We start from the raw sequence: 23945 nt of genomic DNA, 5'->3' as shown, positions 1-23945 counted from the left end.
ATCAAGACATTCAGAAAGCCGCTTCCTTCTAAGGGGGCGGCTTTCTCACGGACACGTTCACATTTTGTCAACAAAGCTCGTATGTCAAGGAACGATATATCAGTTATAATTAATTTAAGTGATCATTTCACAACATATAAAGTGAATAAATATTATATTTGGAAGGATACGGGTGAATTTGAATAACAAAATTAGAATATTAAAATGGCTGGCACTCGTAACATGTATTGTCATGTTTTTGGCTACCTTCGGTGGAGGTGTCGTGACGCGGACGGATTCGGGTCTCGGCTGTGGTCGGGAATTCCCGCTGTGCAATGGCAAGCTGGTTCCGGCACATACGATTGCATCCCTTATTGAGTTCTCTCATCGCTCCGTCAGTGCCATGGCCGGGATTCTTTCTATCGCCTCATTTGTTGGCTTTTTGCTGTTTATGAAGCATCGGAAGGATTTGCAGCTATTCTCGCTGCTCACGCTCATGTTTGTCATCATACAAGGTGCAATGGGGGCGTTGGCTGTCGTCTTCTCCCAATCGGCTGCAGTCATGGGACTGCATTTTGGCTTTGCGCTTATCGCCTTTGCCAGTGCGACTATGATGACGCTGGGGGCCTGGCAGGAGCATGCAGATTCACGCCACACCCCGCGTCTGATTCCTGGGCCTGTCAGTCGGGGCTTTCGTAACTTTATATGGTTATCGACGGTCTATACCTATATTGCTGTCTATTCAGGGGCGTTGCTTAGTCACTCGGTCATCCAGAAGGTTGTAAATATTGGGGGCTTCATATCTCCACTGCTGCTTCATCAGATTTCAGCTGGTCTGCTGTTCGTCATTATCTTGGCTGTGGGTCATTACTCATACCGTTATCACCCGAATCACCGGGATATCCGTATATTGGGTGTCGTATCGGTCTTGTTAATCTTGCTTCAAGTAGTGATTGGAATTATCTTGTTGTACGTCAACAAACCTGAAATCTACATGTTTATCGTGCTGGGACATATGCTGGTGATTGCATCGTTATTCTCGATTTTGGCTTATCTGAGCTACCGTGTATGGCAATTGTCACCGGACCGCAAGTTTGTTTCGACCCAAGCACAACGTACCTAAGCATTTCATGAATCGTAGTGAAGCGGATTTTTGCCCAAGAGGCGTTTAAACACGTATAATAGCATATAAGAAACAAACCAGGCCCACGAGTTTCTCGAGGGCTTGATTTGCTTAGGAGGAGTCGTCCAGTTGATCTACCAGAATTTGCGCCAATTTATTGAAGCGCTGCGTAAAGAAAATCATCTTAAAATTATAGAGGCACCTGTCGATCCTTACCTGGAGCTGGCTGAGATTCATCGAAGAGTCATTGAGGAAGAAGGGCCGGCACTGCTGTTCACGAATGTAAAAGGAACCCCGTTTCCTGTAGCCAGTAATCTGTTTGGAACGAATCGCCGTGTGGACATGGCTTTTGGTCCGCGACCAGAGCAGCTGATGAATGCGATTGTAGGAGCGACCAAAACATTGTTTCCACCTACACCCAAAGCATTGTGGAATGAACGTGGCCTGATTAAGGACATGCTAAAAGTAGGGCTAAAAACAGTATCTCATAGCGAGGCCCCGGTATTGGGAGTTCGCCGTACAGAGGCTCCGCTGGCACCACTGCCTAAAGTGACCAGTTGGCATGAGGATGGAGGGCCGTTTATTACGCTTCCACTCGTGTATACCGAGAAGCCAGGTCAACCCAAGGATCATAATCTGGGGATGTACCGCATTCAGATTTATGATGATCAGACGACGGGCATTCACTGGCAAATTCATAAAGGCGGCGGTTTCCATTATCATGAAGCGGAGCAGCGTAATGAGCCGTTGCCTACAACGATTATTATTGGTGGCCCGCCTGCCCTGATTGCGTCTGCCATTGCGCCAGCACCGGAAAACTTGCCTGAGCTGTTGCTGGCTTCCCTTATTATGGGAGGCAAGCTGCCCATGACAGAAGACCCGCTTGGGGGTCACCGGATTCCAGCAGAAGCAGAATTTGCAATCAGCGGTTATGTACCGCCACATGAACGCCGTCCGGAAGGCCCGTTTGGTGATCATTTTGGATATTATTCATTACAGCATGATTTCCCTGTATTTCATGTCAAACATATGCATCACCGCAAGGATGCCATTTATCCGGCAACCATAGTGGGTAAGCCTCGGCAAGAAGACTACTATCTCGGTGAGTTTTTGCAACGTTTGCTGTCGCCTGCCTATCCGCTTGTGATGCCTTCCGTCAAGTCCCTGTGGGCGTATGCGGAAACGGGCGTACATGCGCTGGCAGCGGCAGTGGTGCGTGAAAGCTACTCCCGTGAAGCACTTGTATCCGGTTTTACCATTTTGGGTCAAGGTCAATTGTCGTTGACCAAGTTCCTGATGCTGACGGATCGAGTAATTGATTTATCGGACTTTAACCTGCTGTTGGAAACTATTCTGGAGCGATTTAATCCAGCAAGGGATTTATTTATTTTCAATCACACGTCACACGATACACTCGATTACACAGGCCGCAAGCTGAATCATGGCAGTAAGGCCATCCTGATGGGGATAGGTGAGCCTGTACGTGAATTGCCTCGTGCTTATGAGGGAGGCGATCTGCCGGGAATTCGTGAAATTGAGCCATATTGCGGAGGTTGCCTCGTCGTATCGGGTGCGTCCTTTGAGCAGGAGCCTGAGCTGGCCGCACGTGTTTTGGAGCGATTAGCAGCGGGTGAGCAAGAGTGGCCGCTCGTTTTCATTGTGGATGATGCCAAAGAAGTCGTTCGTTCTCAAGCCTCGTTCCTGTGGACGGTATTCACACGCTTTAACCCTGCTACGGATATGTACGCGGACAGCGAAGTGCGTTTGCATCATCTGAACTATAAGCTGCCGATTGTAGTGGATGCGCGTATGAAGCCGGGGTATCCGGATGAGGTGTTACCGCGTGAGGATATTGTTAAGCTTGTAGATCAACGATGGACGAGTTATTTCGCTTGACGCCCTAATTAAACCTACAGCCGGATTTTACATTTATAAGGAGGCGTAAGCATGATACGCAAGCTACTGGGTGAGCCACCACGTGTGAACAAAGGTATCCTGCTAGATGCCATGAATAGCATGTCAGCTATGTTGAACCTGCTGGAGCGGCAAATTCAGGCTGGTGGAGATCCGACCCACGATTTTCGGAAGGCGGATATTTTAACACGCGGTCTAATGTCATCTCTGGATGAACTGGAGCAGAGCCATCATGCTTCCGCCTTTTTTCGTATGAAAGTGAAAGCCGGATATGCTGAAGATATGAGTGAGGATGAAAAATCCGATTATGCATTATATGTTTTCTTTTATAAAGATGGGTTTGTTCGGGTTTTCTCTATTTTGGATAAGCTGGGTAACTGGCTGAATGATCTGTATGATTTAAAAACAGGGCAGTATAAGGCGCATTATTCGTATTTTACCGTGTTGCGACAGCTCAAGTATCTCAAAATGCATCCTGTATTGACCGATAATTTAAATGATATCAAGGACACTTACAACGATGCCATCAATCGGCTGCGTAAGCGTCGGAATACGGAGATACACTATATGAATACGGAAATGCAGGATGATCTCTGGCAACGACACCGAGCTTTGTATGGAAAAATCCAACTGGAGGATCTCGATCACCATTTGGAAGATTTGCAACAGGGCTTGGAAATGGTATGTCGGTCGCTGTCAAACGCCTTTACTTATACTGCGAAACAATGGGAGAACCGTGCAGTACGCCCAAAAATACGATAGAAAATATCCTTTGACAAAGCAAAGTAAACTATCTATACTGAAACCTAGTTTCAGAAAAATGCTTGAATTATGTTTTTTTATATAAACTTAACGGACAGCTAAAGCTGGAGTTTAACATATTTTTCTTATCCAGAGAGGTGGAGGGACTGGCCCGATGAAGCCCGGCAACCCGTTCTTTCCCGGTGTATTACACTGGGAGGGAACATGATGGTGCTAATTCCTACAAAACCGCTAGAGTTATAGCGATTTTGGCAGATGAGAAAAGGTTCGCAAGGTGGGGCCCTTTTCATTCTGTGAAAGGGGCTCTTTTTTGTATAAATAAATAGCGGTTTTATACAATCCTGAGAGATGACAACTGGTTAAAAGGGTAAGGAAGAAGTGAAGGGGGTCGCAGCACGTTGATAGAGCTTAAGCAGTTAACCAAGCATTATGGCAAAGGCAACCGACGCGTTAATGCGCTGTCTGGGTTGAATCTTTCTATAAAGCGTGGAGAAATATTCGGAGTGATTGGTCACTCCGGTGCGGGGAAAAGTACATTGATCCGCTGTATCAATTTATTGGAACGCCCTACTTCAGGTGAAGTATGGGTAGATGGGGTAAACCTCGCTACTGTGAGTCAATCCCAGTTACAGAAGCAACGTCGAAAAATCGGAATGATTTTTCAGCATTTTAATTTGTTGTCTTCGGCGACGGTGTATGACAATATTGCATTTCCTTTGCGGTTGGTAAACACCCCCAGGGAAAAGCTGGACATAAAAGTTCGTGAGCTGCTGGAACTGGTGGGTCTGGAAGAACACAGTGGAAAGTATCCGTCACAGCTCTCAGGTGGACAGAAGCAGCGGGTAGGAATTGCACGGGCGCTGGCTAGTGATCCTCATGTATTGCTATGTGACGAAGCGACTTCTGCGCTTGATCCGCAGACGACGGGGTCTATCCTGAAATTGCTGTTGGATATTAATCAGCGCTTTAATTTAACCATCGTGCTGATTACACATGAAATGCATGTCATTCAAAGCATTTGTGATCGAGTTGGCGTCATTCATCAAGGCGACATCGTGGAGCAAGGCCCAGTGGCGGAAGTGTTTTTGAAGCCACAGCACCAGGTAACCAAGGACTTTATCCAACGGGAGTCAGAACATCCCGAGGAGTTGCAAGCAGCGATTGCGGCAGCGGGTGGCGGCGAGTCGGCGCAGGTGGTACGTATCTCCTTCTTGGGCAGTAAAACATATGATGCGATTCTGTCGCGTACGGCTCGAAGCACTGGTGTTGATTTTGCGATCTTGCAGGGAACCATATCTACGATTAAAAATGTACCCTATGGACAGCTGATCGTTCGTTTTGAAGGAAACCATGAAGATATAGAGCATACGTTGCGCGAAGTGTCTGGGCAAGGACTTGATGTGGAGGTGATCGGACAATGAGCGAACTTGATTTTTCACAAGTGAGCTGGGAAGAGCTGGGAAATTCTACTCTGGAAACCCTTCAGATGCTCGGGGCGTCCGCATTGTTCACCCTCATTATTGGTTTACCGCTCGGTATATTATTGTTTCTGGCGAGCCGCTCCTCGTTGACTCTGATGAAGGTGATATACATTGTATTATCATTCATCGTTAACATTTTACGTTCCGTACCATTTATCATTTTGATCGTTGCACTTATTCCTTTTACACGATCGCTGGTAGGTACCTCGACCGGGGTGCTGGGAACTATCCCACCATTAGTTATCGGGGCTGCCCCATTCTTCGCACGTCTTGTCGAAACGTCTCTGCGTGAAGTGGACAAGGGCGTCATTGAAGCAGCACAAGCGATGGGTGCCTCGACAGGACAAATTATCCGGCGTGTGCTGTTACGTGAGGCACTTCCGGGTCTGCTCGCTGCATTAACCATTACCGTCGTTACACTCGTATCCTACACGGCAATGTCCGGGATGATCGGGGGCGGTGGACTGGGTACACTGGCTATCAACTACGGCTATTATCGTTATGAAACGGCTGTCATGATCGTTGCGGTCGTGCTGATGGTCGTATTGGTACAATTGCTGCAAATGGCGGGAGATCGTCTCGTGCGGCATTATACTCGAAAATAGGGAAAACATATAGATATCCTTATTGATCAGGACGTCTGCTCCTGAATATTACAAATTATTGGAGGGGTAATAACATGAAGAAATGGGTATTGGCTGTACTAAGCTTGACATTAATTGCGGTGCTGGCGGCTTGCGGTACAAAGAGCACAACATCGGATACAAACAATGCGACCGAAAATACAGGCGGATCACCACGTGAAGTGGAGCTGAAAATTGGAGCTTCTCCTGTGCCGCATGCGGAAATTTTGGAAGCGATCAAGCCTCAGTTGGAAAAAGAAGGGGTTCGTCTCCAAGTCGTTCAGTTTAACGACTATGTACAGCCGAACGTACAATTGTTTGACAAGCAACTGGATGCTAACTTCTTTCAACATGTACCTTACTTGGATGTGATGAACAAAGAGCGCAAAATGGATCTGGTTTCTGTGGGCGCAGTTCATTTGGAGCCATTCGGTATCTACTCCCAAAAATATAAAAAGCTTGATGAAATCCCAGATGGCGCAACTGTAGCCATTCCGAACGATGCGACAAACGGAGGCCGCGCATTGCTGTTGTTGGAAAAACAAGGTCTGATCAAGCTGAAAGACGCAAGCAACATTGAAGCTACGGTAAAAGATATTACTGAAAATAAGAAAAACTTGAAATTCAAGGAGCTGGAAGCGGCTATGCTGCCACGTCAGTTGCCTGAAGTGGATATTGCGTTGATCAACACAAACTACGCTCTGGAAGCGAAGCTGAACCCAACGAAGGATGCACTGGCACTGGAAGATAAAGATTCTCCTTATGCTAACGTTCTGGTAGCACGTCCTGATAATAAAGATTCCGAAGCGATTCAGAAGTTGATCAAAGCTTTGCAATCTCCAGAAACTAAAAAATTCATCGAAGATAAATACCAAGGCGCGATTATCCCGGCATTTTAAGTAGGGAACGAGAACGCATTGCACGCAAACCCCAGATTCTCTTAAACAAGAGGACTGGGGTTTCTTTTTGGATGGAGTTGTAGGGGAAGCTTAAATATTTTATACTTGGGGGTGACCGTTCTCTGTGAACAGGAGGAAAATTGTTGAGAGATAAAGTCGCATTCATAACGGGCAGTGCCAAAGGTTTAGGTAAAACGACCGCTTTGCGTCTGGCGGATGAAGGCTGTAATATTGCGCTAAATTATGTGCATAGCCAAGCAGAATCCGAAGCGCTTAAGCGAGTAATTGAGTCTAAGGGAGTACGCTGCTTGTCTTTACAAGGGGATATCTCTGTTCAGGAAGATATCACGAGGCTGATTGGTGAAGTACAGGATCGGCTGGGCGGAGTCGATATTATGGTGAACAATGCCGGACCGTTCATCCGCGAACGCCGTCTGTTTGCGGATTACAGTGTAACTGAGATTCATGCCATGATACAAGGGAATCTGGTCGGTACCATGTTGCTGGATCATTTGGTATTGCCCCACATGCGTAGCCAGCAATGGGGACGTATTATTCATTTTGGCTTTGGTCATGCTGGAGAAGCAAGGGCTTGGCCGCATCGCGCCGTCTACGCAGCCGCCAAGGTGGGGCTGGTGTCTTTTACGAAGTCACTGGCTGTAGAGGAAGCTCCTTATGGCATTACGGTCAATATGATCTGTCCAGGGGATATCCGAGGAGCAAATAAGGAAATGTCAATCGCCGATGTCATCGGCATGCAGGATAAAGAGACACCGCGTGGACGTCCGGGGAGCGGAGAGGACATTGCGCGAGTGATCGCCTATTTATGTGAGGAGCACTCGGATTTTATAACAGGCAATATTATGGATGTATCGGGAGGTTTAGACCCCATTCGGCCAACCATATAAGCTTAAGTGATCCTTCAGACGCTGTAACACAAAAAAGAGTCTTGAGCTTCGTTACCGAAGTCAAGACTCTCATGATCATTATGCATCAAGCATTAGAATACTTGTACCACTTCTTGGACGCCGTCGACTTCTTCGAGAAGAGCGCGTTCAATCCCTGCTTTCAGCGTAATTGTGGAACTTGGGCAACTGCCGCAAGCGCCTACCAGCTTCAGCTTAACGATGCCGTCTTCAACGTCAACCAGCTCAACGTCGCCACCATCGCGTTGCAGGAACGGACGGAGCTTATCCAGTACATCTGCTACTTCATCATACATTTGAACGCTTTGTGTTTCGCTCATTAGAATTCAACTCCTTTCCTATACCTTTATTATTATATTACAAAGCGGGCCAAATTAAAATGCCCGTAATCCAAAGCAGGTGAAAAAATGTTAAGACCTATTATTGAGTTTTGCACCAGTAATATGCATTGGGGTACCGATGAAATCATGTCCAAACTGGAGCAGAATCCAGATTATGATGTGATTGAATACGGATGCCTAAGCAATTGTGGTCAGTGCAACGCCGAACCCTATGCGATGGTCAACGGTGAGATTGTATCCGCAGATTCAGCAGAGCTTCTGTACGAAGTGATTATGAACAAAATTAAGGAAGCTGAAGCATGGGATAACCTAGATTTGGATTGAAATAGAATGATCCGTTTAGCCAGCTTCCTTTGTATAGGGAATATATACTCCATTCATGCAAGAAACAAAGAAGGCCTGCTCTGGGAGCGGGCCTTCTTTGTTTGTTTAGCATGTGATCAGCCAAAATGGCGTTTGGACTTCCAGAGCACACCGCTTTTAAGCAGGCGTGGTACTCGTCCGCGCAATGAGGTACTGCCCATAAAGCCATAGCCGAACCCGGCCTTCTTGCCAAGTGCGCCTAATGTACCGCGTAGCTTTAAAGGATGCGGGTGAGGCGTTTGGCCCTTCCACAGGTCGCGTACAATGTGTGCGATTTGCTCCCCTTGCACTTCTGCCGCTTGAGCGCTTGGAGAGTAGGGAAGGCTCGCACAGTCTCCGACCACATACACCTCAGGATGGTCCGGTATTTGATAATACTCGTTGAGCACGATGCGGCCCTGAGGGTCTTTAGGGACGGCTAAATCCTGCACAATTTTTACTGGCTGAATCCCAGCCGTCCATACCACTGCATCCGTTACAATTTGCTCGTCACGGTTATAAATAGCCCCCGGCTCAATACGGGAAACCGCAACATGGTTCAGGGCATTAACCTGATGCTCCTTGAACCAAGCATGTACATAGGCAGACAAACGTTGCGGGAATGCCGACAGCACCCGCTCGCCCCGATCCATAATGGTAATATTCAAATCCGTGCGGCTTTCACGTAACTCCGCAGCAATCTCAACACCGCTAAGACCGCCGCCTACAATATGAACATGTCCATATGGCTTGATTTCGTTCAAGCGCAGATAGGTTTGGCGGGTATGGTTAAACGACTGGATCGTACAGCTGTGTTCTTCAGCTCCTGGTGTATTGTGAAAGCGGTCGGTACAACCCAAAGCAATGACAAGCTGGTCATAGGGCAACGGTTCACCATCTAGAAAATGGACAATCTTATTCTCCAGATCCATCGAGGTGACCTCTCCATATTTACGAATAAGACGTTGCTCATCTGGAAAATGCACCCGCAAATCAAAATCAGAAACCGTACCTGCCGCGAGGGCATAATACTCTGTTTTCAACCCCTGAAAGGGCATTCGATCCACTAAAATAACTTGAACATCGTCGGGAATGTGCTTCTCCAACAATTCTTTGGCAATGGTAAGGCCGCCATAGCCGCCCCCCAGAATAACGAAATTTTTCATCAAAATCCGCCTTCCTTTCGCTACCGTGTCCCCGGCAAATGGTCTGGTGTCTCGTTGAGCTAACACAAGTTTTTGTTGTTATAAAACCCGTGAATCGGGCCTGCCTTTGGCAGGCAGACCAGCGTGTTCCGGGGCAGCATGATGCTGCATGGTGTGAGTAGTGGGGATGAAATGCTCGCGGGAAATCCGAATCCGATATTACATTTATTCGAAAACTTCGATTTCGTTATAGAAGGTGTCCCGTTCTACAGGTATGCGTCCGGCACCTTTGACCAGCCAGATTAGCTCTTTACGGGTCAATCCGGCAGGGGTCAACGCACCTGCGGCATGGCTGATCTGCTCACGCACAATCGTGCCATGCACGTCTGATGCGCCAAAAGTGAGAGCGACTTGCGTCAATTGCGGGCCAATATTAATGAAGTAAGCTTTGACATGGTCGATATTGTCCAGCATCAGGCGGCTGATCGCAATGGTTTTGAGATCCTCGTAAGCGGAGTTACGGCGCATGATGTTGGCGTTTTTGCTTTTCGGCTGCATGGACAGTGGAATAAATACCATAAATCCGTTCGTTTCGTCCTGCAATTCGCGAATTTGCAGCATATGTTCAATACGATCCTGATACGATTCGACCGAACCGTACAGCATAGTCGTATGAGTTTTCATGCCGAGATTGTGGGCCGTGCGATGTACTTCGAGATAGCGGTCCACGTTGGCTTTCGTAACACGCATCTTCTTCCGATATTCGTCGGACAAGATTTCCGCGCCACCACCAGTCAGAGATTGAAGTCCAGCCTTTTGCAGCTCCTGAAGCACTTCTTTAATACTCAAGCCGCTTATGCGTGTGAAAAAGTCAATCTCCGCTGCAGTGTAAGCTTTCAGTGTAACGTGGGGATACTTTTCATTCAGTGCCTTCAATGAGTCTACATAGTATTGGAAAGGCACATGATTATTATGACCACCGACGATATGGAATTCTCTTACTCCCGGATGGATGTGTTGCTCTACATAATCAATCATTTCCTGCCCGGACAACGTATAAGAGCCGTCCTCCCCCTGATCCTTGCGGAAATTGCAGAACGCGCAGCGCGCTTCGCATACATTGGTGAAGTACAGGCTCATGTTTTCGATAAAATAAACCTTTTTTCCGTTCTTGCGTAAATTAGCTTCGTTAGCCAACTGACCCAGTGTGAGGATATCGTCAGTTTCATACAAATATATACCGTCTTCAAGGTTCAAACGAATACCGTTCTGTACCTTTTCTACAATTTCCGCCATTCTGCGGTCTGTAAAAGGTGTAACTAATGTGGACATGCCTATTCCTCCTTCAAGTTGCTCTGTGCGAGGCTGTCCGCCAAATCAGCGGCACAAGCGCTAGATGCGCACAGGATGTCCCGTTCCGTCGGTAAGAATCCGGCAGCGCGGATATACGATATGTGAAAAATGTTACAATGCCAGGCTACAATGATGAATGTCTCAAAATATCGCCTTTGAAATGACAAATTTCCGACAGTTTCTTTTACACACTCTTCACCTATTATAAACCTCACACCACCGGTGTTCAATACAAACGAATAGAAAAACAGGTCTTTAAGCCTGTAAGGGAAGGACATTACATGACTTGAGCACCTGCAAATAGTGGAGTATACTGAAGGAGAACATGAAGTAAAAGAGGAGGATGGAGCTATGATTAACATCACCGATTCCGCTGCTGAGCGTTTGAAAGATATGCTGGAGCAGCAGGAAACGCCGAATATGTTTTTACGTCTAGGTGTTACGCCGGGCGGTTGCACCGGATTTTCGTATGCAATGGGCTTTGACGACAACGAGACGGATCAGGATATATATATGAACGTACAGGATATGAAGATTGTAGTGGAAAAGGAAAGCATCCGCTACCTGGACGGTCTGGAAATCGACTTTGAAGAGTCCGGAATGTCAGGCGGCTTCACGATTCATAACCCGAATGCTGTAGCTACATGCGGTTGTGGTTCAAGCTTCCGTACGGCTACGGATGCTGGGAAACCGAACGAAGAGCCTTGTTAATTAATTCGGATTTTTCGAGTGGTGGTATGAAAATAAATCTGAACGATAATTAATACAAAGAATTGCAGATTATGTGTGGTTATTGAGTGTGCTTGAGCGCGTACAATCTTGCATGATGAATGCTAACAATTACGAAATGTAAATATTTATTTTAGTTTGTGAGTTAAGACCTCCAGCGGTATAGCGCGTACTATATCGTTATGGAGGTTTTTGTGTTTTTGTTTCTGCCAGTGGTTAGAAACAGGGGAAACTAGGGGGCCACTTTTGTTAAATAGTCTGTCTTACACTCTATGATTTTATCTTTGCTTTATTTATATTTTGCGGTTAATTTGCGGTGATTTTTAAGAAAGATAATGGTAAAATATAATTAAATAGATGAATGAATGGTTATTGATTATCCACATGTAAAATGATCTAATAAATAGTTATTTGGTTTAGTTCATTGTGGAATTAGATCAATCTAGTACTTAATAATAAATGATAGAAGGGGTACACATGAAAATTTCTTCTTACAACGAGTACTTGAAACTAGATGAGGAAGGAGATGGGAAATACTTAATATATAACAGTCTGACTAACGGGTTAGGAGAAATAAAAAAGGATTTATACGATGCCCTCGTTAATGAAGATTTTTCCTATCTAACGAGTTGTGAAGAGTTAGAACATTTGATACAAGGACGATTTTTATATCTGAATCCTGTTAATGAATTAGAGATAATGGAGAATTCATTCACTACAACTAGATATCAAAAAAGCACATTACACCTTACCATTTTACCTACGTTTAATTGTAATTTCAGATGCTCTTATTGTTATGAGAATTTAACTGAGAAAACAGGTAATCATTCTTTTACTGACCAAGTTCAGCAAGATATTTTGAACTATATAGAAACTGCAATGGAAGATACAAATTTGAAACATATTACTGTCAATTGGACAGGCGGAGAACCATTGCTTGAATTTAAAAAAGTTACTCGGCTCATGGATCAAATGAATACTATGGCAGCCCTAAAACATATTGAAATAGCGCATTACATGGTTAGCAACGGATATTTACTAACTAAAAGTCGTGCTGTTATTTTACGAGATTTAGGTTTGAGAAGTATTCAAATTACGATCGATGGTAATAAGGTAAATCATGATAAGAGAAGGGTTTTGGCGAACCAACAAGGGACATTTGATCAAATAATAAATAATATTAGAGAATCATGTGATTTTATTCACATAAATATACGCTCAAATGTAGATTTGAACAACGTAGCTTCAATGGAAGATTATATGGATTATTTAGGGCAGCAAGACTTTAGGGGAAAAGTGAATATTTATTTTTCTGCCACCACTGATTATGTGGCAGGAGGTTGTTCAAGTAGTAATAGCTGCTTTGCCAATCAAGAATTCTCTGGAGTTATTCTGAGCTTGTATGAGAAAGCATTGGAAAAAGGGCTTAATATTTCTTATTACCCTCAATATGTACCTGTTGTTTGTGCTGCTATTGCAGATAATTCAATTGTAGTGCAGCCAGATGGCTGGATTCAAAAATGTTGGAATACGGTAGGAAACGCAAATTATGCGATAGGTCATATTAGTAATGGTATAAATTCTAATGAACGTACGGAGAAGTGGCTTAATTATTCCCCATATAAAATTGAAAAATGCCGAAGTTGCTCAGTGCTGCCGTTATGTGGCGGAGGTTGTGCCCAGCAAGCGTTTGAAAGTATCGACAAACAGCCTGTTTGTTGTGAGTACAAGTACAATTTAGGTGAAATGCTTAAATTTAATTATCACCGACTTGAAGTATAAGTATTAACTTTCTATTATTTCGCTCTTTTGTAGTTTTGAAAGGAGGTGAGAAATATGCGTTGGATTGTAGAGCCAAAAGCAGCCCAAAGTTCTGTTGAACCTGCCAGTACTTGTTGGTATTATCATGGTTGTATTATTTTCTCCTGGTAATCTTCTTTATTATGAAACCGCCTGTTTATCTTTAGTAGACAGGCGGTTATTTAGCTACTTTGTCGAGAATTATATTAGTAAGTATAAAATACGCAGGAGGTTAGTCAAATGTACAGCATTTTACTTATTGATGATCATCCTGAATTAGGAGAGGTTACCAAGTCGTGGATTGAACAAGATCAATATATACATGTCACACTTATCAGAACTATTTTGGAAGCAAAAGAGAACTTAACTAAATATAATTTTAATCTATGTATCTATCATTTGAATAAAATGCTTCCTGTAGATTTGGAATGTATCCATCTAATTCAGGATATACCCATACTATTTATTGGACAGGTTCATACATATACAATGATGGATAAACTCTTAAACCTGGGCGTTATAGCATTTATTGAAAATGATCCTTCGCACGATCAACTAATTTGGACTATAAGAAACGTGTTAAACGGTATTTCCGTTTTACCCGTAACCTTACTGAAACAGCTTCATCACCGTGAAGGAGTAATGGACTATGTAGTGCTTAACAACAAGGAACGATCTATTTTGGAATGCGTCGCAGAGGGGAAAAGCAATAAGGAACTGGCAGTCATTTTCTGTGTTAGTCAAAGGACTGTGGAATATTATTTAACTAATATTTTCAATAAATTTGAGGTGCATTCGAGATTAGAAGCTGTAGTTGCTGCTAAAAATAGAGGGATGATTAATGTGTGAAAATTATAAATTAAAATATACAAGAAAAATCTCGCAGTCAATGATCAGCAAAAATATATTCTAATGGGGGTTAGTGATGAAGCTTTTTTTGTTTAAGTATAGATTTCAGTTAATATTACTTATCATTTGCATCACTTTATCAAGCCTCATGAATATGTATATGGCTTTTATCTTTAAGAAATTGGTAGACACTGTTACAACCGGAAGTGAACAAGAATTTGTTAAATCAGCTTTTTTGGCTGTATTTTTAATCATTCTGGGTGCAATACTTCGATTACTAACGAATTTATCTCATGCTTCTTATATGAGGAAGACCATGCTTAATCTAAAAGAAATTGTATTTGGGCATATTTTAAATAAAAGTCTAACACAATTTTCTTCAAATCATAGCGCCAAGTATATTTCTATTTTTAGTAATGATATAAAGATGATTGAAGATGATTATTTTAAAAATATATTCTCGTTAATTGGGACATTTATATCTTTTTCAGCATCTTTGTTAGCGATGTTTTTACTCAGTCCTACAATTGTCATAGCCCTTGTCTTATTAACACTGTCATCTATGTTTATCCCTCGAATGTTTGAAAAGAAACTTGTAAATTGTAAGAGAAAAGTAGTTGAAGCTTTAGAAAAATTTATGATTCATACGAATGATATGTATTCAGGATTTGCAGTTATTAAAAGCTTTGGTATTGAGGGACATGTACAAGGGCAATTTAATGGTATTAATCAGGAGACGGAAAATCAAAAATATAGATTTCAGAAATTGAGTGCTTGGGTTACCTCTATTAGTGAAGTATTTGGTGGATTTATGTTTATTTCAGTATTTATTATTGGGAGTTTCCTTACTTTACGGCAGCTTATCACGTTGGGAACTATGATTGCTTGTGTTCAACTAACTAATAGCATCGTTAATCCGATACAAATGAGTATTCAATATATAACTCAAATCAAGTCGTTACGTGATATATCGGCAAAGATTACACAACTTTTACATACAGAGCCACAGGACAAGATTTACATTCGCAAACCGACTATCCAGGATAAAGTATCGTTAAAAGAAGTATCTTTTGGTTATAAAGAAGACTGCTATAATGTACATGGATTAAATATGGATTTGGAGTTAGGGAAGAAGTATGCCTTAGTCGGGCCGAGCGGGTCAGGAAAATCAACGGTATTACGGCTTTTAATGAAGCAATATGAGAACTACAAAGGCAGGATCAGTATTGATGAAGTAGATTTAAAGGAAATCAATATGGAGGATTGGTGCAGACTGGAGTCTGTCCTGCATCAGGATGTTTTTTTATTTGATAGTAGCATTAAGGAAAATATTGTATTACACCAGATATTTTCTGATAAGGAAATTGAAGATGCTATTCAAAAATCTGGTCTGAGTATGCTAATTAATAAGCTACCCAATGGAATGGAGACACAGGTTGGAGAGAAAGGAAGTTTTTTGTCTGGAGGTGAAAAGCAAAGAATAGCCATTGCAAGGACGTTAATACGTCGCACTCCCCTATTGTTAATGGATGAGCCGACTTCGTCACTTGATCAGGAAACAGCAAATGCTGTTGAAGAAACAGTTCTAAATTTAGAGAATACTACATGTGTGATGGTTACTCATCGGTTATCAAAACCAATATTAGAGCGCTATGATATGATATTTGTATTCGCTGATGGAGCAATTATAGAGAGAGGGACATTTTGTGAATTAATGGAGCTTCAGGGTTGCTTCTATCATATGTATGGATTGGCAGAGGAGTCGACAATGACACAACATAAAGACAGCCCAATCTCTTACGTGGTAAATTAATTAGTTTTTAAATTGACTCACTAAATGAGTGTTTGGCCAATTAAAGGCGGACACCTTTTAGTGTTTTTTTATGGCTGTACATTTAATCAGCATTTGTTATTGCATAACTTCTTATAGTGATAATTTATCTTCTCTATAATTTTAGTATGCGCTTTTAAATGCAGAAGGATAGGGATAATGGAATTGAGCTTAACCTCGTGAAAAATAAAGGATGATATATTTCTGTTGAAAACCAACAGCCTGTAACTACATTATGCTTCTATTGAGAAGGAATCTGTTAATATGGTTGCTGTGTTCAGTGACGCTCTTTATCAATCATTTCATTTTTCCATCAACATGATTTGTAACCTTTCCCCACTGAGCCGGCACTTAAGATTAAGAACACGAAAGAAAAGAGGCTAGGAACGTATGAGGGAGTGGGTTGAAAAGGCGCGGCAAGGGAACGCGGAAGCGTTCGGGCAGCTGATGCTGCATTTTCGCGGGATGGCCTATGCGGTGTCCTATGACATGCTGAAGGATGTTCATCTCGCGGAAGATGCCGTGCAGGATGCGTTCATAGAGGCTTATCAGAATCTGGAGAAGCTACAGAACCCGTCCGCTTTTCCAGGCTGGTTCAAGACCATTGTCGTAAGACAGTGCCAGCGGATGCAGCGGCGCAAGCATCATTCGATGCTTCCTCTGGATGAGGCTGCGCAGGTTTCCGGAGGAGTACCGGGTGTAGCAGAAATTGCGGAGCGTAGGGAGGAGAGCCAAGTTCTGCAACAATCGGTGAAGGCACTGTCTGCCAAGCTGCGCGTGCCTCTGCGATTGTTTTATTTTTACGGCTACTCTCTGCAGGAAATTTCCGATTATCTGGGCACTCCGGTCCCGACGCTTAAGAAGCGGCTACACGATGCCCGCCGAAAGTTGAAAGGTACACTCCCGGTAGCTGACCTCGTTTCCGTGTTCAATCATTTGTATGAGGGAGGGCAAAACATGCTACATATTGTTAACGGTGATGTTGTAGGCGAGATGTTGAAGCAGGGGGTTGTACAGGGTGATGTGCTTGTATGGAGAGAGGTGTATCCGGCAGGACCGATATTTGCAAATCCAGCGGGGACGGAAGAACGGGCATTGCGGGCCCGGGTCTTGGAAGAAACGATGGGTATTCCGACCAACGAATATATTACGGGTTGTGAGGAACAAGAGCAGAAACTTCGTGAATTTATTAAGTATGATGAAGTCGTGTTGTGGTTTGAGCATGACCTGTTTGATCAGAGCATGCTCACCTATCTACTCCACTGGTTCAAAAGACAGAAACTGGGCCGCACGAAGCTGAGCCTGCTCTGTATTGGGGAGTTTCCGGGAATCGAACGGTTTCATGGTCTGGGACAGCTCACTCCGGCACAGCTTCAGACATTATCCGGTACCTGGCGGACTATTGGGCGGCAAGAAATGGAACTCGGAAGCGAGCTTTGGCAGGCGTATGCTTCTCCTGATCCTGTTCAAATGGCTAATCTGCTGGAAGACAAGAAGGCAGAACTGGCAGCATCCGGCCTGCCTTTTGCCTATGAAGCTTTCACAGCGCATCTCAAGCGGCTGCCCTCGGAGCAGAATGGTCTTGGCATTGTGGAACAGACCACGCTTCAGGCCGTTCATAATGGAGTGAATACGGCATTGGAATTGTTTCGTCAGGTAACTGACGTTCTGCATGTGCTTGGTATGGGTGATCTCGAATACTGGAAATTTATTTCTGCTTTGGCGCAAGGCGAACATCCTTTGCTGATCATTGACGGGGATGAGGTCGGCTTGGATTTCAGACAAATTCCGGATTTTCTGAACCGAAAGGTAATTCTTACAGAGTTGGGTAATGAGGTACTGAATGGATCAGTGGACCGCATTGCAGTTCTAGGAATCGACGAGTGGTTTGGGGGGCTACATCTCCATGGACATGAGGTTTCTTGGCGATGGGATGATTTGGCTGGTGGATTGGTCCGACATTGAAGAAAGTATAGAAGCAGATTGTTTAAAGTGCGAAAGAGTTTTCCGTTTATGGAAAACTCATTTTTATTTTTTTTAGTAGACCATATTAAGACAAGAAAACCAGCTAATGTTTGTCAAGGAGTCCCTCGTCTATTTCTCTGTAGCTTATAGCTTGCGTACCCGTATCACCTCGAAACAAGCAGTATGGACATTAATAGGTGCTTTTGATTATCTGGAAGCAATAGAAGTAGCGCTTTCAACTATGACACAAATCGTAATTAATTTTTTAGTGAGTTCTTCCCTGGTGTTAGCTATCATCAGTATAATCAACCCAGTATGTTGGTAAGTCAAATAGCCGCCAGCATTACTTCACTAGAAAAGGGCGACTAGGAGTGTGCGAAACAGTCATTTTTCCTAATGTTAGGAACCGACATGGGCAGATGTGCATATACTTTCTAAAAACTAACATCGGGAGGAGATAAACTTGTATCAAGTACCTTCTTACTGGGGAAATTCATACTATATGCGTACCAATTTTGTACCTATCTGGAACACAGGATTTCCGAAAGCAGTACAAATGATAAAGGAAGCGGTACAAGGGGAGCGTAACGATGAGTTGTTCTACGATGAATTGATCAATTTGGCACCCTCACAAGAGCAGGTGGCTATTATTGAAAGCATCCGTAATGATGAGCGCGGTCACAATAAAATGTTCAGAGAGATGTATCGTGCTTTGACAGGACAGGAAATTTCAGGAATCAGTAGTGAGCAATATGAGAGGGTGCAATCCTATACAGAAGGTCTACAGCGCGCCTTGATGGGAGAGTTGGGTGCGGTGGAACGATATCGCAACATCTGGTTTGGTTTGCCTGCTGGCATCTATAAGGACACGGTGTACGGTATCATATTGGATGAGCTTAAGCACGCTGCCAAATACAATTATCTGATTACGTTGAATCTCAGGTAACTATTGACCGGAAGTCAATACTACTCCACATCAATTGGATGCTGGATTTTATCCTTATATTCATCCACATAGAGTTGGCCGTTGCTGCCTTTAACGGCATAGAATACGTCCTCTAACTTTTTGTCGCGGGCCTTCAGTTGAGACAGCAGCCATGATTCGGGAATATGATTGGAGTTTAAATTGCCATGCAAAAGCTGTCCGTCGATTACAAGCTCAATTGGGAACTGTGTGGCATTACCTGCATTCAACTGCAGGTCTTTTAATGTCACGGCTTGCAGTTCCTTTTTCTTTTGAACAGATAGTTTTCCGTTAATCTCAAGGAGGGCGTACTCCACTTCTTCTATATTAAAAATTTCTTTCTGGCGAAGCTGTTGATTTAAGGAATCTAATGTCATATTATTTTTTTTTAAGTTATCCTCGAGAATGAACCCCCCTTCTATGAGAACGGTGGGTGCTCCCTCTGTCCACATCTTAAAGTTTCTGAATTTCAAAAAAAACTTGGATAAAACATAAGAAGTAATTGTAAAAACAGACAGGGCTATTAATAGGTGGACAACTTCTATTTTTTCGTTAAAGGCAAAGTTGGCTGCTATAGCCCCTAATATGACTGCCGTCACGAATTCGTGAAAGTTCATATTGGAGAGGGTTTGCTTCCCCAGTATTCTCCCAATTAGCATGAGGATAACGAATGCAGAAAAACTTCTGATCAAAATAACGAGATGGTCCATGCAAAACCCTCCTAGTTTAAAAATTGCAGGTAATCAGCATATAGGTTACCCGCCCACTAGAATAATATACCAGTGGAATTAATGTATTATATGTGATGTATAAGCTTGTTGGCGCAGGCGATCCCAGCTACCTTGTAAGACTTGCCTGTGCGTTCTTGTAGTTGTGTAGCTACTTTGCCTATACGACGAAATCCTTGCTATTTATGAGAATTTTTTCTTATTTACCCAAAAAAACCGTAAATAGGTCGTAAATTTAGCTATTTGGTCGAATGATTTGATTTCTCTGCATATGAATAGACCTCCTTATGATCATAATCCAATGCTTCTACTGCTTCGAATCCGTAAATAGCTCCTGCGCGGTTCGCACAAATAACTGTACAGCAAGTGAAGCATTATGCAGGGATGGTACAGCGATACCGATTTGACGTGTGATCAGAGGTGAGGTCTCCTTGACGGTCAGATCATGGGGGAACGTGGACAAGGCGAGTGAAGAGACAATACCCATACCTAGTCCCTGTCGAACCATGCTGACCAAGGTGCTGATATTATGAGTAATGAACTGTGCCTGCAACTGACTTTGCTCGCGTTCAAAACCTTCCATAATGGCGACCTCATGTCCACCTTTACAAAAGATCATATCCTGTTCATTCAAGTCTCGAATGGCGATTTTGTTGTGCGATTGTAGAGGGTGACCGTCTGGCAGGAGAATAACCATGTCATCCTGACATAAAGGGATGACATCTACCTGAGGGTCTGGTAACAGGATGATGCCCGCTTCGATTTCTCTGGTATGAACCCACTCCTTGATTTCATTCGTGGAGCCTTCATGTAGGTCGAAAACAAGGTTCGGATAATGCTGACGAATATGATGAATAATCGGGGGCAGAAAATAGGCTGAGGCAGAAGGAAAGGCACCGATCGTGATCGTGCCCACGTCTAGACCTTTTTCAGCAGCCACCTGCTGCTGTACCTTTTCCATGCTTTGCAGCATCATACGGAATTGCAGCAGTACCTTATTCCCGATATCTGTCAGCAGCACTCCTTTTTTTCGGTCGCGCAGCAATAGCTGGACATCCAGCTCGTTTTCGATGCTGGCGATGGCATGGCTGACCGCGGGTTGCGTCATATGCAGCTCATGGGCAGTTTGGGTGAAGCTTAGCGTTTCAGCTACGCGAACGAAGATCATAATTTGAGTAATGGTCATAAGTGAAAAGTTATCTCCCTTATTGAAAACATTCATTTTATTTATTAGTGACCACAGTATACGCTAGTAAAGCAAAACATTGCAAACGGCTATTCAGATTTTAGTCGGTAGCAATGAGCGATGAAAATCTAAGGGAGAGAAGACATCTATGAAAAAATTAACACCTAAAGCTACACTGTGGCTTGTCTTGATATTAGTGATGGTATGGGGGATCAACTGGCCGTTGACCAAGCTGGCATTGCCAGATACACCGCCGATATTTTTTTCAGGAATCCGTACCCTACTGGGTGGTGTGATTCTGCTATTGTTCGCTATGCGTCGTCGGGAAACCTTGCGCTTTAGACAGAATGCGTGGACTTATCTGGTGCTGGCCATATTTAATATTGCAGGCTACTATGGCTTGCAGACGGTGGGGCTGCGTTATTTGCCTGCTGGATTATTTTCCACTTTAGTATTCCTTCAGCCGATCCTGTTGGGATTATTCTCCTGGATGTGGTTGGGGGAGCGCATGTTTCCCCTGAAGGTCATTGGACTGGTACTGGGTTTTGGCGGGGTGATCGTGATTAGCTCTGGTGGGATGGCAGGTCACTTGTCGATACTGGGCATTGTGTTGGGGCTAGCTTCAGGACTGTGCTGGGCGCTCGGAACAATTTATATGAAGAAAAAAAGCCAGCAGCTGGACTCCATTTGGGCGGTGACGATGCAGCTCGTTTTGGGAGGAATTATACTCAATGGGATTGGATTTACGACCGAGAAATGGAGCGATATTCACTGGACGACCTCCTTTATTGCAATTTTATTGTTTATTTCGATATTCGTGATTGCGATGGGCTGGATGATTTATTTTAAACTGATCGACAACGGAGATGCGGGAACCGTCGGCTCCTATACGTTTATGATACCGGTGTTGTCCACGGTCTTTAGTATGGTAATGCTCAAGGAATCACTTACTTTGACGTTTGTTGTGGGACTGGTGCTGATTGCAGGCAGTGTGTATCTGGTAAATACAGCATCTCCCGGAAAACGAAAGAACCGAAGCTCAAAGACTGATGAAACGAATTCCTGTACAAATGCATAGCAATATTGAATTAGGAAAAATATACTAGATTATCAGAGAGGGGAATAGTAAAATATGACTATATAAGTAGAGAGGAAGCTTGGTATGGGAGAATTAAGCAGTCATACTCAGTCTGTGGAGCCGCAAACACATTCTGTTCGTAAGCTCGCAGTTGTAGCAACAGTCATTTCAGGAGTAGCCGTACTAGGATGTATAGCCTTGGGGGTATGGAATTATAATCTGAATACGAAGGTAAATATTTTAACTAGTGCGAACGCTTCACTAAATAAGACAACACAAGCATTAACGAAGCAACAAAACGATACAGCGGCGCTACTGGAACGAGTTAGATTAACAGCAAACCTGTCAGCCATAACGCATATGTTAGAGCAGACATCTGTCGTCACCGATGATTTTGTATTGGAAAAAGTGACTTTTGATGTAACAGAAGATGGCACGTTGAAGGGTGTGCTGCTGAATGTGAACAATCAACCTAATCTCGGTTTTGGCGGTGCTTATCAAGGTTATGGTAAATATAATATGTCCTCTGCTGCATTGACGAAGAAGGCAGAGGAAGTCATAAACATAGCTATGAAAGGGTACGGTACATCTGACAAGCTTCCGGTGTGGGATAAGAACACGAAGGTGGAAATGACGGTTCAAAATTATCCGCTTGGTAAGCGGGAAGGTGGCACTTTCAAACTCACCGGTCAGCAATAGGAGGAACCTATGAAGGATTTTGACGTAACCAAAGCCAAGTATGATCCAAAACAGGAAGAACAGGTGAAAAAGGGATTTTTCAACAAGGTAAAGTCCACGGCTGGAAAAGTTCCCTTTGTGAAGGATGCGGTGGCTATGTACTATTGTGCGATAGATCCTGAAACGCCTCTGTATGCCAAAGGGGTAGCATTCGGAGCCTTGGCATATTTTATTTCTCCATTAGATGCTATATCAGATGTTATTCCGATGTTGGGTTTTACAGATGATGCGGGGGTTGTGCTAGCAGCTTTGAAAGTGTTGGACATGCATATCAAGCCTGTCCATCGGGAGAAGGCGAGCGAATTTTTGTCTTAAGGAATGCAAGTGGAGCGGGGGAGCTAAGGAATGGACAGATATACACCTACAGCGAGGGAACGCTGGCAGATGAAACAGAGTGAGCCACAGCCGCAGGGCTGGGTGCTCGCTCTATTTGGTTGGATTTTTGCAGGTTTGGGGTTCGTATTTAGTTTTTTTGTCGTTGGAGGCTTGTTGGGGATCATAGGTCTTGTTTTCGGAATTTTGACTAAAAAGATGGAACAAAGAGACACGCAGGGTATCTTCATTATCGTAATCAGCTCCGTAGCTATTGGTATTGGACTATTGATTTTTATGATTTTTTTTGCACAAGGTTTTGTAGAAGGTCTGAGAGAAGGGTATAATGAGCATTATTAGGTCAGGGAGGTAACAGCATTGAGCGTCATTATTTCACAGCAGATCTCGGCAACGGGCGTGAAGGAATATACGAAGGTGATGAGAACATTTGATTCCCAGTTTACACCTTTGGTTGGACAGAAAATCAGGGATACGGCATTTGGCGATATGCAATATTACGATGTCGAGGACGTATTTATTGATCTAGCGGAGAATGAATATTGGGTAATTCTACCTGCCGTTTTGCTGCATTCTGATGATATTGAGGATATACGAGACGCTGTGCGTGAGTATCGTTCACACGGTTGGGAATGTACGAAGCCTCTGTAAATGCATACCACTTAGGCATCTATACGGAAACGTCTTTCTTTTGCGAGATAGGCGTTTTTTTGTGTATTTGTGTATAAACTATTTCTAATGATTGGCATGAAAAGAAAGAATTTATGCTGAAAATGCGCAAATTGTATCATTTTTTATCATAAAACGACAAGTTGGGAAATGAAAACGGCCTTAATGTGTTATACTTAGTATATCAAAG

The 23945-nt window shown here is 43.6% G+C and carries 24 protein-coding genes and 1 riboswitch; of the genes, 19 read left to right on the top strand and 5 right to left on the bottom strand.

The annotated features are described in order from the left end of the window. Positions 1-172: 172 nt before the first annotated feature. The 7 genes from KAI37_RS21080 to KAI37_RS21050 all read left to right on the top strand — a co-directional run bounded on the left by KAI37_RS21080 (position 173) and on the right by KAI37_RS21050 (position 7689). Positions 173-1102 (top strand): COX15/CtaA family protein, encoded by a 930-nt coding sequence (locus tag KAI37_RS21080; RefSeq protein ID WP_220030164.1) that lies wholly within the window; start codon positions 173-175, stop codon positions 1100-1102. A 129-nt stretch (positions 1103-1231) separates the two neighbouring features. Continuing rightward, positions 1232-2998 (top strand): UbiD family decarboxylase, encoded by a 1767-nt coding sequence (locus KAI37_RS21075; protein ID WP_220030163.1) that lies wholly within the window; start codon positions 1232-1234, stop codon positions 2996-2998. A gap of 51 nt (positions 2999-3049) precedes the next feature. Then, on the top strand, positions 3050-3778 hold the full coding sequence (locus KAI37_RS21070; protein WP_220030162.1) for a Cthe_2314 family HEPN domain-containing protein: 729 nt from the start codon (positions 3050-3052) through the stop codon (positions 3776-3778). A 122-nt stretch (positions 3779-3900) separates the two neighbouring features. Then, a riboswitch (SAM riboswitch) is annotated at positions 3901-4040 on the top strand. A gap of 136 nt (positions 4041-4176) precedes the next feature. Next, positions 4177-5199, top strand: a complete 1023-nt coding sequence (locus KAI37_RS21065) for a methionine ABC transporter ATP-binding protein (RefSeq protein ID WP_220030161.1) — start codon at positions 4177-4179, stop codon at positions 5197-5199. Beyond that, on the top strand, positions 5196-5864 hold the full coding sequence (locus KAI37_RS21060) for a methionine ABC transporter permease (RefSeq protein WP_025723588.1): 669 nt from the start codon (positions 5196-5198) through the stop codon (positions 5862-5864). Before KAI37_RS21065 ends, KAI37_RS21060 begins: the two co-directional genes overlap by 4 nt. A 74-nt stretch (positions 5865-5938) precedes the next feature. Next, positions 5939-6781, top strand: a complete 843-nt coding sequence (locus KAI37_RS21055; protein WP_023990181.1) for a MetQ/NlpA family ABC transporter substrate-binding protein — start codon at positions 5939-5941, stop codon at positions 6779-6781. A gap of 143 nt (positions 6782-6924) precedes the next feature. Next, on the top strand, positions 6925-7689 hold the full coding sequence (locus tag KAI37_RS21050; protein WP_220030160.1) for an SDR family oxidoreductase: 765 nt from the start codon (positions 6925-6927) through the stop codon (positions 7687-7689). A gap of 92 nt (positions 7690-7781) precedes the next feature. Here KAI37_RS21050 and KAI37_RS21045 read toward each other — a convergent pair whose 3' ends face one another. After that, entirely contained in the window at positions 7782-8027 is a 246-nt protein-coding gene (locus KAI37_RS21045; RefSeq protein WP_013311836.1) for a NifU family protein, read from the bottom strand. 87 nt (positions 8028-8114) lie between these two features. Between KAI37_RS21045 and KAI37_RS21040 the strand changes: the two genes are divergently transcribed. Next, on the top strand, positions 8115-8372 hold the full coding sequence (locus KAI37_RS21040; protein ID WP_023990179.1) for a YuzB family protein: 258 nt from the start codon (positions 8115-8117) through the stop codon (positions 8370-8372). Positions 8373-8488: 116 nt separating this feature from the next. Here the strand turns inward: KAI37_RS21040 and KAI37_RS21035 are convergent, their stop codons facing one another. After that, positions 8489-9556, bottom strand: coding sequence for an NAD(P)/FAD-dependent oxidoreductase (locus KAI37_RS21035; protein ID WP_071642830.1), 1068 nt, complete (start codon positions 9554-9556; stop codon positions 8489-8491). Between the two features lie 204 nt (positions 9557-9760). Continuing rightward, positions 9761-10867: an aminofutalosine synthase MqnE gene (mqnE, locus tag KAI37_RS21030; protein WP_023990177.1), complete on the bottom strand. Its 1107-nt coding sequence runs from the start codon at positions 10865-10867 to the stop codon at positions 9761-9763. Between the two features lie 372 nt (positions 10868-11239). Between mqnE and KAI37_RS21025 the strand changes: the two genes are divergently transcribed. From KAI37_RS21025 to KAI37_RS21000, 6 genes are all read left to right on the top strand, one after another. Next, entirely contained in the window at positions 11240-11599 is a 360-nt protein-coding gene (locus tag KAI37_RS21025; protein WP_013311832.1) for a HesB/IscA family protein, read from the top strand. Positions 11600-12094: 495 nt separating this feature from the next. Continuing rightward, entirely contained in the window at positions 12095-13399 is a 1305-nt protein-coding gene (locus tag KAI37_RS21020; RefSeq protein WP_220030159.1) for a radical SAM/SPASM domain-containing protein, read from the top strand. A gap of 258 nt (positions 13400-13657) precedes the next feature. Then, positions 13658-14266 carry a response regulator transcription factor gene (locus KAI37_RS21015; protein WP_071642824.1) on the top strand — a complete coding sequence of 203 codons (609 nt, stop codon included), beginning with the start codon at positions 13658-13660 and terminating at the stop codon, positions 14264-14266. 76 nt (positions 14267-14342) lie between these two features. Next, positions 14343-16079, top strand: coding sequence for an ABC transporter ATP-binding protein (locus KAI37_RS21010; RefSeq protein WP_220030158.1), 1737 nt, complete (start codon positions 14343-14345; stop codon positions 16077-16079). Between the two features lie 408 nt (positions 16080-16487). Beyond that, entirely contained in the window at positions 16488-18062 is a 1575-nt protein-coding gene (locus tag KAI37_RS21005) for a sigma-70 family RNA polymerase sigma factor (RefSeq protein WP_220030157.1), read from the top strand. 502 nt (positions 18063-18564) lie between these two features. Further along, positions 18565-19008 (top strand): ferritin-like domain-containing protein, encoded by a 444-nt coding sequence (locus tag KAI37_RS21000; protein ID WP_048481564.1) that lies wholly within the window; start codon positions 18565-18567, stop codon positions 19006-19008. Between the two features lie 20 nt (positions 19009-19028). Here KAI37_RS21000 and KAI37_RS20995 read toward each other — a convergent pair whose 3' ends face one another. Beyond that, a complete protein-coding gene (locus KAI37_RS20995) occupies positions 19029-19736 on the bottom strand; it encodes a DUF421 domain-containing protein (RefSeq protein WP_071642818.1) in 708 nt (235 codons plus the stop codon). Positions 19737-20061: 325 nt separating this feature from the next. Next, complete coding sequence (locus KAI37_RS20990; RefSeq protein WP_220030156.1) at positions 20062-20940, bottom strand: LysR family transcriptional regulator; 879 nt, start codon at positions 20938-20940, stop codon at positions 20062-20064. Positions 20941-21088: 148 nt separating this feature from the next. On the opposite strand from KAI37_RS20990, the gene KAI37_RS20985 reads away from it, so the two are divergent. The 5 genes from KAI37_RS20985 (at position 21089) to KAI37_RS20965 (ending at position 23737) form a co-directional block, all read left to right on the top strand. Then, complete coding sequence (locus tag KAI37_RS20985) at positions 21089-22018, top strand: DMT family transporter (protein ID WP_220030155.1); 930 nt, start codon at positions 21089-21091, stop codon at positions 22016-22018. An 84-nt stretch (positions 22019-22102) separates the two neighbouring features. Next, positions 22103-22717: a hypothetical protein gene (locus tag KAI37_RS20980; protein WP_076294229.1), complete on the top strand. Its 615-nt coding sequence runs from the start codon at positions 22103-22105 to the stop codon at positions 22715-22717. Positions 22718-22726: 9 nt separating this feature from the next. Continuing rightward, a complete protein-coding gene (locus KAI37_RS20975) occupies positions 22727-23071 on the top strand; it encodes a YkvA family protein (protein WP_013311822.1) in 345 nt (114 codons plus the stop codon). Between the two features lie 30 nt (positions 23072-23101). After that, on the top strand, positions 23102-23428 hold the full coding sequence (locus tag KAI37_RS20970; protein WP_023990166.1) for a hypothetical protein: 327 nt from the start codon (positions 23102-23104) through the stop codon (positions 23426-23428). 18 nt (positions 23429-23446) lie between these two features. Further along, positions 23447-23737, top strand: a complete 291-nt coding sequence (locus tag KAI37_RS20965) for a hypothetical protein (protein ID WP_071642810.1) — start codon at positions 23447-23449, stop codon at positions 23735-23737. Positions 23738-23945 lie beyond the last annotated feature (208 nt).

This window comes from Paenibacillus sp. S25 (assembly GCF_019454085.1).
GTDB lineage: Bacteria > Bacillota > Bacilli > Paenibacillales > Paenibacillaceae > Paenibacillus > Paenibacillus polymyxa_B.
The sequence above is the reverse complement of the archived record's forward strand: the minus strand, read 5'-3'. Positions and strand labels throughout refer to the sequence as shown.